12 protein-coding genes are annotated in these 13,469 nt (G+C 65.5%); 2 read left to right on the top strand and 10 right to left on the bottom strand.

All coding sequences use genetic code 11. The features are described from left to right. Positions 1-426: 426 nt before the first annotated feature. On the top strand, positions 427-2,331 hold the full coding sequence (mnmG, locus tag KWO_RS01730) for a tRNA uridine-5-carboxymethylaminomethyl(34) synthesis enzyme MnmG (protein WP_017113351.1): 1,905 nt from the start codon (positions 427-429) through the stop codon (positions 2,329-2,331). Between the two features lie 261 nt (positions 2,332-2,592). Here mnmG and KWO_RS01725 read toward each other — a convergent pair whose 3' ends face one another. Then, positions 2,593-3,561, bottom strand: coding sequence for an alpha/beta hydrolase (locus KWO_RS01725; RefSeq protein ID WP_010368960.1), 969 nt, complete (start codon positions 3,559-3,561; stop codon positions 2,593-2,595). Between the two features lie 278 nt (positions 3,562-3,839). Then, positions 3,840-4,700 (bottom strand): PA4780 family RIO1-like protein kinase, encoded by an 861-nt coding sequence (locus KWO_RS01720; RefSeq protein WP_010377312.1) that lies wholly within the window; start codon positions 4,698-4,700, stop codon positions 3,840-3,842. 149 nt (positions 4,701-4,849) lie between these two features. Here KWO_RS01720 and KWO_RS01715 point away from each other — a divergent pair, with 149 nt between their 5' ends. Then, complete coding sequence (locus KWO_RS01715) at positions 4,850-5,710, top strand: IclR family transcriptional regulator domain-containing protein (RefSeq protein WP_010377310.1); 861 nt, start codon at positions 4,850-4,852, stop codon at positions 5,708-5,710. 376 nt (positions 5,711-6,086) lie between these two features. Here KWO_RS01715 and pcaC read toward each other — a convergent pair whose 3' ends face one another. The 8 genes from pcaC to KWO_RS01670 form a co-directional block, all read right to left on the bottom strand. Continuing rightward, a complete protein-coding gene (pcaC, locus tag KWO_RS01710) occupies positions 6,087-6,491 on the bottom strand; it encodes a 4-carboxymuconolactone decarboxylase (RefSeq protein WP_010368967.1) in 405 nt (134 codons plus the stop codon). Positions 6,492-6,516: 25 nt separating this feature from the next. Then, positions 6,517-7,302 (bottom strand): 3-oxoadipate enol-lactonase, encoded by a 786-nt coding sequence (pcaD, locus tag KWO_RS01705; RefSeq protein WP_010377308.1) that lies wholly within the window; start codon positions 7,300-7,302, stop codon positions 6,517-6,519. A 10-nt stretch (positions 7,303-7,312) separates the two neighbouring features. Continuing rightward, complete coding sequence (locus KWO_RS01700; protein WP_017113350.1) at positions 7,313-8,665, bottom strand: 3-carboxy-cis,cis-muconate cycloisomerase; 1,353 nt, start codon at positions 8,663-8,665, stop codon at positions 7,313-7,315. A 359-nt stretch (positions 8,666-9,024) separates the two neighbouring features. Then, a complete protein-coding gene (gene pcaG / locus KWO_RS01690; RefSeq protein WP_010377301.1) occupies positions 9,025-9,588 on the bottom strand; it encodes a protocatechuate 3,4-dioxygenase subunit alpha in 564 nt (187 codons plus the stop codon). Between the two features lie 4 nt (positions 9,589-9,592). Further along, entirely contained in the window at positions 9,593-10,330 is a 738-nt protein-coding gene (gene pcaH, locus KWO_RS01685; protein ID WP_017113349.1) for a protocatechuate 3,4-dioxygenase subunit beta, read from the bottom strand. 78 nt (positions 10,331-10,408) lie between these two features. Then, a complete protein-coding gene (pcaF, locus tag KWO_RS01680) occupies positions 10,409-11,617 on the bottom strand; it encodes a 3-oxoadipyl-CoA thiolase (RefSeq protein WP_010377293.1) in 1,209 nt (402 codons plus the stop codon). Then, positions 11,614-12,402: a CoA-transferase subunit beta gene (locus tag KWO_RS01675; protein WP_017113347.1), complete on the bottom strand. Its 789-nt coding sequence runs from the start codon at positions 12,400-12,402 to the stop codon at positions 11,614-11,616. Before KWO_RS01675 ends, pcaF begins: the two co-directional genes overlap by 4 nt. Next, entirely contained in the window at positions 12,399-13,262 is an 864-nt protein-coding gene (locus KWO_RS01670) for a CoA transferase subunit A (protein WP_010377286.1), read from the bottom strand. Before KWO_RS01670 ends, KWO_RS01675 begins: the two co-directional genes overlap by 4 nt. Between the last annotated feature and the right edge of the window lie 207 nt (positions 13,263-13,469).

Below are 13,469 nucleotides of genomic sequence, written 5' to 3'. Positions count from 1 at the left end.
GATTTCCGGCAGGGAAATCTGGATCCCCCCTGTTCCGGCCCTGTCGGATATCGGCGCCTACAATGCAAAAAGCCCCGGCATGCCGGGGCTTTCTGTTTTTGTTCGATGTTGCGGTAGATGCTGCAGCGGAAGCGGGCCAGACCGCGGCCAATTCGCAAAAAATTAAGGGTCGGCAGTCCCCCGACTACCGACCCTTACGCTACCCCATCGCACGCGCGGTTGGCCCCTGTTCCAATTCCAGCCTTTGCGCCCATGTCGCAATGCCACGACGGGTGCAGTAGGAATATCCGCACGAAACATGCCAACTTGAGGGTCACTACTTTGAATTGTGACTTACATCACATTTTCAGTGAATGAGTGACCTCAACCGCCCTTCAGCCGATACTTCTGCGGCCGTTTTTTCCTTTCCGCTCTTAGTCCACGCCCATGTCCGACTCTTTCTATCGCTACGACGTCATCGTGATCGGCGGCGGCCATGCCGGCACCGAGGCCGCCCTGGCGTCTGCCCGCGCCGGTGCCCGCACCTTGCTGCTCACCCACAACATCGAGTCGGTGGGCGCGATGAGCTGCAACCCGGCCATCGGCGGGATCGGCAAGGGCCATCTGGTCAAGGAGATTGACGCGCTTGGCGGGGCCATGGCACGCGCCGCGGATCTGGCCGGCATCCAGTGGCGCACGCTCAACGCCTCCAAGGGGCCGGCGGTGCGTGCCACCCGCTGCCAGGCCGACCGCAACCTGTACCGTAATGCGATCCGCTGCATCGTTGAGGCCCAGCCCAACCTGACCGTGTTCCAGGCGGCAGTGGACGATCTGATCATCCACAACGGCACCTCCGAAGCCGACAGCGTGCGCGGCGTCATCACCCAAACCGGGCTGCGCTTCGAAGCGCCGTCGGTGGTGCTGACCGCCGGGACGTTTTTGGCCGGCAAGATCCATGTCGGCGAAACCCAGTACGCGGCCGGGCGCATGGGCGACCCGCCGGCCACCACGCTGGCCGCGCGCCTGCGCGAGCGCCCGTTCGCGATCGACCGGCTCAAGACCGGCACGCCGCCGCGCATTGATGGGCGCACGCTCGACTACAGCGTGATGGTCGAACAACCCGGCGACGACCCGCTGCCGGTCATGTCGTTCATGGGCCAGGTCAGCGACCATCCGCGTCAGGTCAGCTGCTGGATCACCCAGACCACCGAGCAAACCCACGAGATCATTCGCAACGCGCTGCATCGCTCGCCGCTGTATTCGGGGCAGATCGAAGGCATCGGCCCACGTTACTGCCCGTCGATCGAAGACAAGGTGGTGCGTTTTGCCGAGAAGACCAGCCACCAGATCTTCGTCGAGCCCGAAGGTCTGGAAGTGGCCGAGATCTACCCCAACGGCATCTCCACCTCGTTGCCGTTCGACGTGCAGCTGGCGCTGGTGCGATCGATTCATGGCTTTGCGCAGGCGTATATCACCCGCCCCGGCTATGCCATCGAATACGACTTCTTCGACCCGCGCGGGCTCAAGGCCTCGCTGGAAACCAAGGCGGTGGGCGGGCTGTTCTTCGCCGGGCAGATCAACGGCACCACCGGTTACGAAGAGGCCGCTGCACAGGGTCTGCTCGCCGGGCTCAACGCAGCGCGCCACGTTCAGGGGCTGCCGGCGTGGTCGCCGCGTCGCGACGAAGCCTACCTGGGCGTGTTGGTCGACGATCTGATTACCCATGGCACCACCGAGCCGTATCGCATGTTCACCAGCCGCGCCGAATACCGGCTGCAGCTGCGCGAGGACAATGCCGATGCGCGGTTGACCGGCGTCGGCCATGAGATGGGTCTGGTGGACGACGCGCGCTGGGCGCGGTTCTCGGCCAAGCAAGAGGCCGTGCAGCGCGAAACGGCGCGGTTGTCCACGCTCTGGGCGACACCGGGCAATGCGCTGGGCCGCGAGGTCGCCGACGCGCTGGGCGTGACGGTCAGCCGCGAAACCAACGTGCTGGACCTGATCAAGCGCCCCGAACTCAACTACGTCACCTTGATGCGGGTGCCGACGCTGGGGCCGGGCGTGGACGATGCGCAGGTGGCCGAGCAGGTCGAGATCAGCGTCAAGTACGCCGGCTATCTGGATCGGCAGCGCGACGATATCGCGCGCCAGCAGCGTCACGAAACCACGCCGATCCCCGATGGATTCGATTACGCCGTGGTACGCGGCCTGTCGATCGAAGTGCAACAGAAACTCGAGCGCGTGCGGCCCCAGCATATCGGTCAGGCACAACGCATTCCCGGCATGACCCCGGCGGCGATCTCGCTGCTGCTGGTGCATCTGGAGCGTGCGCGGCGCAGCCGGGTGGCGTGAGGACGCGACGGTCGCTGCCCGTCGTCAGCGACCGTCTGCAATGCCTTCCACTGAGACAGCGGTCGCCGCTTCGAGTCGTCGCGAACGATGACATGTCCCGATTCCCGAAGAATTGGACGAGCAACGGCGATCTGAGTCGACCAAGGCGGGCGCAACTGCTCGCTACGTTTTGTTAGCCACCCTGGTGACAAACGCATCGGGCGGTGGATCAACTCGCCAATGCTGCGGCAGCGACTGCTTTTGCACGGCTACCGCAGGTCGTCAGGCGGCCCTGCGCTCGATCGCCGGCAGCAGGCGCTGACGTAGCGTCAATGCCGCCAGGTCCAGCGTTTCGCCGGCAGCGCGCAAGATGCTGCCCAGGTTGACGAAGCCGTGGATCATGCCTGGGAAGCTATGCAGGGTGACCTCCACACCGGCGGCGCGCAGGCGGTCGGCATAGGCGCAGCCTTCGTCGTAGAGCATGTCGCGGTCGCAGACCACCACCAACGCAGGCGCAACGTCGGCGACATCCGGCGCCAGCATCGGCGAGACACGCCAGTCGTTGGCAACTGCCATGTCGGGCAGCAGATGGCGGTTGAAGAATTCCACCGCCGCCGCAGTCAGTGGCGGCAGATTGGCGTTGAGCGCGCGCGATGGATAGACGCCGCTGTCTTCGCGTGCATCGGTCAGCGGATAGATCAGCAGTTGGCAACGCAAGGCAATTCCAGCGTCGCGCGCAGCCAGTGCGGCAACCGCGGCCATGGCGCCGCCGATGCTGTCGCCGATGATGGCAAGCCGCTGCACATCGGCGCCGACCGTGTCGGGGTGGGCAACCAACCAATGCAACGTCGCGATGACATCTTCCACGCCGGCCGGCGCCGGGTGCTCGGGGGCGAGACGGTAGTGGATCGCCAGCACCTGACAGCCAGCGCGCGCCGCCAGTTGTCGGCACACATCGTCATGCGACTCCAGATCGCCCACCAGACCGCCGCCGCCGTGCACGAACAGGCAGGTCGGCGCAGGGTCGGCCGCCAGCCCTGCGGGGCGATACAAGCGCAGCGGCACCGCACCGGTGGCGGTATCGGCCTGCAGATCGCGCACCTCGGCCATCTCCACGCGCGGGAAACCGAACCGCGCGCCTACCGCGCGCATCCTCGCGCGCGCGGCTTCGATCGACAGGGTTTCCATGGGCGGCTGCGCCGCCTGTTGAATCTGGGCGAACAGGCGCACGACATCAGGATCAAACGACATGACGAACTCTCCGGTAAACAATGGTCGAGCTTGCCAGATTGCTATGAACCATCACTATTTAAATCGCGAACTAGTGTCAGCGGGCTTGGCCGGATTGCTGCGGACTCATGCGCAAACCCACAATTTCCGCGCAATCCGGCTAAGGCGGCACACATTGGGCGGCTAGCGACGAGCTATAAGCGACGCCGTGCGAGCTGGATATTTGCTGCACTGCACCGCGGCGAATGCGCTACCGACTGCGCGCCCGGCGGTTGGCGCAGTCGGCTTGCGGGCGATTCCTAGTCTTCGTCTTGCGCCGCCGCTTCACGGCCTTGCTGACGAATCAGGTTTTCCTGGCGTGCATCTTCAATCGAGGCACGGATGGCGCGCACATCGGCGCGGCGAGTGTCGAACTTGAAGCGTCCAGTCAACACGCTGTCCGGGCGCAGTTCGCCTTTTTCGAACAACGCCCACATCTCTTCGCCGTAATAGGTCTCCCGCAGCTCCGGTGCGAAACGGCCGAGGCAATCGCGCAGGTTGTGCACGTCGCGCAGCAGCATGTCGCGCGCGGCGTTGTTGCCGGCGGCGCTGACCACCTGCGGGAAATCGATCAGCACCGGGCCATCGGGCGAGACCAGCACGTTGTATTCGGACAGATCGCCGTGCACCAGGCCGAGCGAGAGCATCTTGACCACGTCACCGATCAGGCTGGTATGGAAGACACGGGCTTGGTCCGGTTCAAGATCCACTTCGCCCAAGCGCGGCGCGCTGTGGCCGGCTTCGTCGGTGACCAGGTCCATCAGCAGCACGCCGTGGAAATAACCGCGCGGTTTGGGCACGTGCACGCTGGCATCCATCAATTGATAGAGCACCTCGGCTTCGGTGTTCTTCCAGGCGGTTTCGGCTTCCTTGCGGCCGAATTTGGTGGCCTTGCCCATCGCGCGCGCCTGACGGCTACCACGCACCTTGCGCCCTTCCTGGTATTGCACGCGCGCCTGGAAGCTGCGCTGCGCCATGTCCTTATAGACCTTGGCGCACAGAACGTCGGCGCCTGTGCTGACCACATAGACGGATGCTTCCTTGCCGCTCTTCAGTGGTCGCAACACTTCATCGATGATGCCGTCGTCGATCAGCGGCTGCAGGCCCTTGGGGGTTTTCATGGACTAGGAGCACCGATCCGTAACAAGCCAGCGGCGATTATGCGACAAGCAGGGTGAAGCGCTTATATGCCCGACGCACACACTGTGCGCCGGGGCATGCCATGGCGTGAGCGTTTACCATGCACGCACCTGTCTGCTGCCGCACTGCTATGCCAGAGCCCGCCTCCAGCCGCCGCAAACCTCCCGCCGCCGTGCTTGCGGCCGGTAGCGATCGCGGCCTGCCGCATGAGCTGATGCAGCAGATCGCTGCCGCCCGGGGCGACCCGGACTTCATGACCTCGCTGGGGCGCGGGCTGGTGGTGCTGAGCGTGTTCGCCCAGCACGCGCGCGAAGTGACGATGTCGCAGATCAGCCTGGAAACCGGCATCTCGCGCGCGGCCGTGCGGCGGGTGCTGCATACGCTGGCCAAGCTTGGCTATGTGGGCGAGCAGGGGCGCGGCTACGTGTTACTGCCGCGCGTGCTGGGAATCGGCGGCGCGTATGCGGCCTCTTCGTCGATGACCGCAGCGGCGCAGCCGGTCCTGGACGGGCTGCGCGACCAATTGCATGAATCCTGCTCGCTGGGCGTACTGGATGGCGACGATCTGCTGTATGTGGCGCGTTCGGAAACGGTGCGCATCATGTCGATCGGGCTGCGCCCGGGCACGCGACTGCCGGCCTATTGCACCTCGATGGGCCGGGTATTGCTGGCCGCGCTGCCCGGCGACACCTTGCAGGCGTATCTGGAACGCACCACCTTGCGCCCGCGTACCGATCGCACCGTGACCCAGGCCTCGGCGTTGCTGGAAGTGCTGGCGCGCACGCGCCGCGAAGGCATGTGCCTGACCGATCAGGAACTGGAAATCGGCCTGTGCTCGATCGCCGTGCCGGTACGTAACCTGCGCGGCGAGGTGATCGCCGCGCTCAACATCGGCGCTCAGGCAGGGCGGGTGAGCCTGCAGACCATGCAGACGCAGTTGCTGGAACCGCTGAAGCAGGCGGCGCAGCGGTTGGGAACCTTGTTGAGCTAATGCAACGTTCTGCGCTGGCGCAGGCGGTGCTTGCGGAGCGCATGACCTGCGCGCGCTAAGTCAAAGCTGGCAGCGGTGATGGGTGGCACAGGTCAGAGGGGAGTCGCATCGATGCATTCCGCGTGGGCCAATGCGCCTGCGCGCGGCAGTCGGAAAGCGCTCGGGCAGACGCATCCGGGTTGATCGTTACTCGTTGTTGCGTGCGTGTCGGCGTAAAGCCGCAACCAAACCGTCGCGAGCAGTCATCAAGTTAGATGTGGACGGCGTGCAGCAACCTTGGTGTGCCAGTGATACATGCCGTACCGAACACCGGACGCGCCTGCCTCGCGGTGAGCGCAGCCGTTTTGTTCGCCGCTCTAAGACGACCTTACCCGGGTTACGCCGCTGGCGCTGCGCCGGCCTCGGCGGCCTGTTCTTCCAGAATCGGCTTGGCCAGCGCAAAAGCGTGATTGGCGGCCGGCACGCCGCAGTAGATTGCCGCTTGCAGCAGCACTTCCTTGATCTGCGCAGGCGTCACGCCGTTGTTGCGCGCTGCACGCACGTGCAGTTTGAATTCTTCGTCGTGGCCCAGCGCGACCATCATCGACAACGTGAGCAGCGAACGCGTGTGCGCCGGCAAACCGCCGCGGGTCCAGATGCTGCCCCAGGCGTAGCGGGTAATCAGGTCCTGAAATTCTTCGGTGAATTCGCTACGCGCGGCCAGCGCCCGGTCGACATGCGCATCGCCAAGGACGCGCCGGCGCTCACGCATTCCGGCTTGATAACGTTCGTCTTCGTGCATGGGGTGTCCTTGCAAGGTGGGGAGCTCAGTCGGCCTGGAGAAAAAAGCCGAGCACCGCGTCGTTGAACGCGGCCGGCGATTCCAGGTTGCAGATGTGTCGGCCGGGCACTTGGGCGTAATGACCATCCGGCGCGGCATAGGCGATCTCGCGCAAGTCAGATGGCGGGCACACCGGGTCGTCATCGCCGGCCAGCGCCAGCAGCGGCAGGCTCAGCCCGTCCAATGCACCGCGGAAATCCGCGTCTGCGAGCGCCTGGCAGCAGGCGATGTAGCCGGCCGGCGAGGTGGACACGAAGGCGGCGGCGATCATGTCCAGGCGCTGCGCGTGGCTGATGGCAAATTCCGGGGTAAACCAGCGTTGCAGCGTGGCGTCGATCAGCACCGGCAGGCCTTCGCTGCGCACTTGCTCGATGCGGGTTTCCCAGGTGGCGGCGCTGCCGATCTTCTGCGCGGTGGCGCACACCGCCAGCCGGCGCAGGCGCTGCGCTGCATGCAGGCCCAGCCATTGGCCGGTGAGGCCGCCGATCGACAGACCGCAGAAATCACTTTGCGCGATCTCCAATGTGTCCCACAGCGCCAGCACGTCCTGGCCCAGGTCGGCGACGCTGTACGGACCCGGCGGCGTTTCCGAATAACCGTGGCCGCGGCGGTCGTAGCGCAGGATGCGGTAGTGCGGCGCGAAGGCGTCGAGCTGCACGTCCCACATGTGCAGGTCGGTGCCGAGCGAGTTGCAGAAGGTCAGCCAGGGGCGCCCTTCGGTGCCGTCCAGGCGGTAATGCAGGCGATGCGTGGGCAACTGGAGATAAGCCATCTGAGCACCGTCAACAGGAAGAAGATCCAGCCAGCACGCGGTCGATCCAGACCGAAGACATGCCACGCCAACTGTCGCTATCGAACACTGCCTGCAGTTGCGCGTGCGTGAGCACGGCGCGCACCTGCGCGTCCTCGCCGAGCAGCTCGCGCAAATGCCGCTGCTGCGCCCGCGCACGCAGCACCGCCTGTTCCACCAGCACGTGCGCCTGCGGCTTGCCCAGTTGCGGCGCAAGCGCGAACACCGCCGCCTCGGCGTAGAGCAGCCCGCCGTGACTATCCAGATGCGCACGCATGCGTACGCGGTCCAGTTCCAGACCGGACAGGCACATCTGCATCTGCGCCAGGCTGCCGGCGGTGAGGCAGACAATCTGCGGCAAGGTGTCCCATTCGGCATGCCATTGCCCGGCCGCGCGCTCGTGCGGCTGCGCCATGGCGCTGAACAAGGTGGCGACCAGGCCGGGCACGCGGGTGGCCGCAGCAACCGCTGCCACGCTGGACACCGGATTGCGCTTATGCGGCATCGCCGATGAGCCGCCTTTACCGGCAGCGGCCGGCTCGAACGCCTCGCCCACCTCCGACTGCATCAGCAACACCACATCGCCACCGATCTTGCCCAACGTACCGGCCAGCAGACCGAACGCGCAGCCGACTTCAACAATGCGATCGCGCGTCGTATGCCAGGGCAGCGCGGGCAGCGGCAATTCCAGAGTGCTCGCCAGCGCCTGCGCCACTTCCAGGCCACGCTCCTGCAACGAAGCCAGGGTGCCGGCCGCACCGCCGAACTGCAGAACCAGCGCATCGCTCCGTAAGGCCTGCAGGCGCTGCTGCGCGCGTTGCAATGCATCCAGCCAGCCGGCGACCTTGAGCCCGAAGGTGACCGGCACGGCCTGTTGCAACAAGGTGCGTCCGGGCAGGCCGGTGTTGCGTTCGCGTTCGGCCAGTGCGGCCAACTCGGCACACAGGGCATGCAGACGTGGCAGCAGCAGATCGAGTGCAGCACGCAGCTGCAGCACCGTGCCGGTATCGATGACGTCCTGGCTGGTGGCGCCCCAGTGCACCCATCTCGCGGCAGCGCTGTCGTGCGCGGCGACCTGGGCAGTCAGCGCCTTGACCAACGCAATGGCGGGGTTGCCGGCCAATGCTGTGGCTTGCGCCAACGCAGCCACATCGTAGTGCCGCACCTCGCAGGCAGCGGCGATGGCCTGCGCGGCTTCGGCTGGAATCACCCCGCACTGCGCCTGCGCACCCGCCAGCGCGGATTCGAACTGCAGCATCGCCTGCACGCGCGCAGCATCGTCGAACAAGGCGTCGCACGCAGGCTCGCCGAACAAGGATCCCAACAGCGAAGATGTCGCACTCATGCATTGCCTCTCTAGGCGTGTCGGCAGCATCGCACCGATGTGCCAGGTTGCCAACTAGACGAAAGGGCAATGCATCCTACGCGCCTGCCACTGTCGGGGTGATGTGGGTGCCCCCCGTGTGGATGGGAAGCATGGGCACGACCAAGTGCGTGTGCGTATTTGCCACGATGCGCGCTGTCATCGGTGCGTATGCATGCGTGTGACGCGCCGCGGTCCATCGCCCGCAGCCCACGCCGTGGTGTCTTTGCAGCAGCGGGTACTTCCGCAGCTGGCTACCGCCAGCTGTTGACGCAGAAGCGTGCAGACAGCACGGTGTACTGCTCCGGCACGCGCACGGTGTTTCATCAGCGGCAGACGGATCAATAGCGGAAGAACACCGTTTCCGCCTCGCCCTGCATACGGATGTCCCAGGCGTAAGCGCCACCTGCGCCTGGTTGGGCCAGCAAGGTGGCGCGTCGCTCGGCCGGCACCAACGCCAGGATCGGGTCGCTGCCCAGCTGCGGGTCGTCGGCGAAATACAGCCGCGTCGAGGCGCCACGCAACAGGCCGCGCATGAACACCAGGACGGTCAGATGCGCCGCCTGCAGCTTGCCACCGGGGCCGGCCACCCTGCCCGGCTTGATGGTGCTGAAAGAAAACCGCCCATGCGCATCGGTGGGCACACGGCCCCAACCGTCGAAGCTGGGGTCGTGGGCCTCGCAGCGGGCATCGGCCGGATGCGCATAGATGCCGGCCGCATCGGCTTGCCACACTTCCAGTACCGCATCGGCCACCGGCGTGCCTGCACCATCGAAAATGCAGCCGCTGATCTGCACCGGCGCGCCTGTCGCCTGCGCGGGCGCGATCTGTTCGCGATACAGCGGCTCCAATCCGAGCCGGTAATACGGGCCGACGGTTTGTGACGGCGTTGCATGCAGGCTCATCGTGTCACTCCCAGACCGTTTGTTTGCGACCGCGCAAGACGATGTCGAAGCGGTAGGCCAACGCATATTCGCTGACCGCATTTTCCCAATCAAAACTGGACACCATGCGTTCGCGCGCCAGAGCATCGTCGACACAGTTGTAGATGGGGTCGTGCGCCAGCAGCGGGTCGCCGGGGAAATACATCTGGGTGACCAGCCGTTGCCCGATGCCATCGCCATGCAATGAAAAATGGATGTGCGCCGGCCGCCAGGCGTTGTAGTGGTTACGCCACGGGTACGCGCCCGGCTTGATGGTCTTGAAGCTGTAGCGGCCATGCTCATCGGTGAGCACCTGCCCGGTACCACGGAAGTTTGGGTCCAGCGGCGCGTCGTGCTGATCGCCTGCGTGCTGGTAGCGACCAGCCGCGTTGCATTGCCACACTTCCACCACGCTGTTGCGGACCGGCTTGCCGTTTTCGTCGAGCACGCGGCCAGACACGATGATGCGTTCACCTAACGGCGCGCCGCTGAAACCTGCAGTGAGGTCCGCCGCGTGCTCGCCCAAGCTGAGCCGATCCAGTCGCGGGCCGGTGATTTCCGACAGCGTGACCGGCAGATCGATCGGATCACGCGTGGGCCCACGCAACCTGGTGGAGGCGTATGCCGGATGCAGATACGCCGGCTGCGTACCGAGCCGGCTGCGGCGGTAGCCGAGCAGCGGATCGGTGGCGACGGCAGTTTCGTCAGAGGTGGGATCGCGCATTTACATCTCCGTTGGCAGCAAGGCGACTACAACGACATGGGTGCGAGGGAAGGATGAGGTAGGTTGCAAAAGCTGGTCTCACAGACGCTCGATCGCCAGTGCCACACCCTGCCCTACCCCGATGCACATGCTGGCCAGCCCGAGCCGTCCGTTGCTGGCTTCCAGCTGCCGCAACAAGGTCAGCGCCAGCCGCGCGCCGCTCATGCCGAGCGGATGCCCTAGCGCGATGGCGCCACCGTTGGCATTGACGTGTTCGGCATCGTCGGCCAGCCCGAATGCACGCGTGCAGGCCAGCGCCTGGGCAGCAAAGGCTTCATTGAGTTCGATCGCATCGAACTGTTCGATGCGCAAGTTCAAACGCGTCAGCAAGCGCTGCGTGGCCGGCACCGGGCCGATGCCCATGTATGCCGGCTCCACACCTGCCGATGCAAACCCCAGCACCCGCGCGCGCGGCGTCAACCGATGCGCCTGTACCGCCTGCGCAGAGGCCAGCAGCAATGCGGCCGCGCCATCGTTGAGACCGGAGGCATTGCCGGCTGTCACGGTGCCGGGCTGGCGAAACACCGGTTTGAGCTTGGCCAGCATCTCTGCCGTGGTGGTGGGCCGCGGCGCCTGGTCGTATTCGACGCTGCTGGCATCGCCGCCCTTGCGCGCGGCCACTGCCACCGAGGTGATTTCGCCATCGAAAAAACCGGCCGCCTGCGCCGCCGCCACGCGTTGCTGGCTACGCAGTGCAAAGGCGTCCTGGTCTTCGCGCGAGATGGCATGCCGCTGCGCCACGTTCTCTGCAGTTTCGCCCATCAATTCGGTGCCATAGGCGGCCTGCAGGCGCGGATTGATGAAGCGCCAGCCCATGGTGGTGTCTTCCAGCTGCTGGGTGCGGGCGAAGGCGCTGTCGGCCTTGCCCATCACCCACGGCGCGCGCGACATCGATTCGACACCGCCGGCAATGGCAAGATCCAGTTCGTTGGCACGAATGCCGCGCGCCACCGTGCCGATCGCATCCAACCCCGAACCGCACAGGCGATTGAGCGTGCTGCCCGGCACCGAAGGGGGCAAGCCGGCCAGCAACAGACTCATACGCGCGACGTTGCGATTGTCTTCGCCGGCCTGGTTGGCGCAGCCCAAATACACATCGTCGATTGCGGCAGGCTCAAGCTGCGGCTGCCGCGCCAGCAATGCAGCGATCGGCACCGCGCCCAGGTCGTCGGTGCGCACGCTGGACAAGGCGCCACCGTAACGGCCGATCGGCGTGCGGATGCCATCGATCAGATACACCTCGCTCATGCCTCCGCTCCCGCTGCCTGGGCACCATGCGCGGCATCGGTGCGTGCCTGCAGCGCGCGCAGGGCATCCAACTCGGTGGTGCTGGGCGGCGCGGTCTGCGCAAGGTCGGCAGCGAAGCGGATCGGCCAACCCGTCGCCGCGCTGACCTGCTCGCGCGTTGTTCCAGGATGCAGCGACGTCACGGTGAGTTCGCAGGTCACGGGGTCGGGCTCCATCACACACAGGTCGGTGACGACCACGGTTGGGCCGGCGCCGCGCAGACCGGCACGCGTCCGCGCATCGCCACCGTCCAGATGCCCGACCGTGGTGATGAAGTCCAGCGTCGGAACGAAACTGCGTTTGGATTGGCGAATGATGATGAACACCTGTTTGGCGCTGGCCGCAATTTCCGGCGCGCCGCCGGCACCGGGCAGACGCGTTTTCGGTGCGTCGTACGGACCAATCACGGTGGTGTTGAGATTGGCGTAGCGATCAATCTGCGCCGCGCCCAGAAAGCCCACATCCACGCGCCCGCCTTGCAACCAGTAACGGAAGATTTCCGGCGTGGACACCACGGTGTCTGCAGTCTCCGCCAGCTCGCCGTCGCCGATCGACAAGGGCAACACCTGCGGGCGCGCACCGATGGGGCCGGATTCGTAGATCAAGGTGACGTCCGGCGCATGCGTGAGCCGGGCCAGATTGGCGGCAGTGGATGGCAAGCCGATGCCGACAAAACACACCGCGCCATCAGGCAGGCGGCGCGCGGCGGCCACCGTCATCATTTCATTGGTGCTGTAGGCGCTCATGCGGCCACCTGCTGCTGCGACTGTGCGTAAACCCGCTGAAAACCGGCGAAATCGTCGGTATCGAGAATGTGCGTCTGGATCCAGGCCTGAAACGTCGCACGGTCGCGCGCAATCGCATCCCAGGCCAGATAGAAGCGATTGTCACGCGCGTAATAGCCGTGCGCGTACGACGGCGCCGCGCCACCGGGAACCAGGCACAACGCATCGACGACCCAGCGCGGCAGGATGCAGGCATTGGGCGGGGCGTCGAGGGTGTCGACGACCTCTTCCACCGTCACGATCACCTTGCGCGCTGCCAGCGCGGCTTCTTTCTGCACACCCAGAATGCCCCAGAGCAAGACATTGCCGCGGCGGTCGGCCTGCTGGGCATGAATCACGGTGACATCGGGATTGACTGCCGGCGAGGTGGCCAGCGTTTCGCCGGTGTAGGGGCATTGCAGGAACTTGATGCTGTCGTTGACGCGCGGCAGGTCCGAGCCGACATACCCCCGCAGCACCGCAAACGGCAGACCCGATGCACCGGCGACATAGGCATTGGCCATATCGGCATGACTGTGCTCGCGAATCTGCAACGGCTGCGGCCAGGCGTGTTCCACCGCATCGCGCAACCGGTGCAGCGAGCCGACGCCCGGATTGCCGCCCCAGGAGAAGCGCAGCGCGGCCGCACAACCGGCGCCGATCAATTGGTCGTAAATCAGGTCGGGGGTCATGCGCACCAGGCGCAGTTCGCGCTTGCGTTGGCGCATCACCTCGTGCCCGGCCGCATGCGGAATCAGGTGGGTGAAGCCTTCCATCGCCACGCAATCGCCGTCGGCGATCAGCTGCGACACGGCGTCGGCGAGAGTGACGATTTCGGCCATTGCATTCCCTTCCAGCACAGCGAGCGTGCGGTCACGGTAGGCGCAGCCAGTCGGTCGGTCAATCCGATAATCGGCACCCCAAATCGATATTCGCACAATTTCAGCAGGGCCGTAACGCCCCCACATTGTATCCGGTTTATACATAACTTCATTTGCAAGCAGACGCCAGCGTTGCCATGCCGGCCAACCAGTTGCCGGCCGGCGCAT

Source organism: Xanthomonas vasicola pv. musacearum NCPPB 4379 (assembly GCF_000277895.2).
Taxonomy (GTDB): Bacteria; Pseudomonadota; Gammaproteobacteria; order Xanthomonadales; family Xanthomonadaceae; genus Xanthomonas; species Xanthomonas vasicola.
This window is presented reverse-complemented; position numbering and strand designations above follow the sequence as displayed.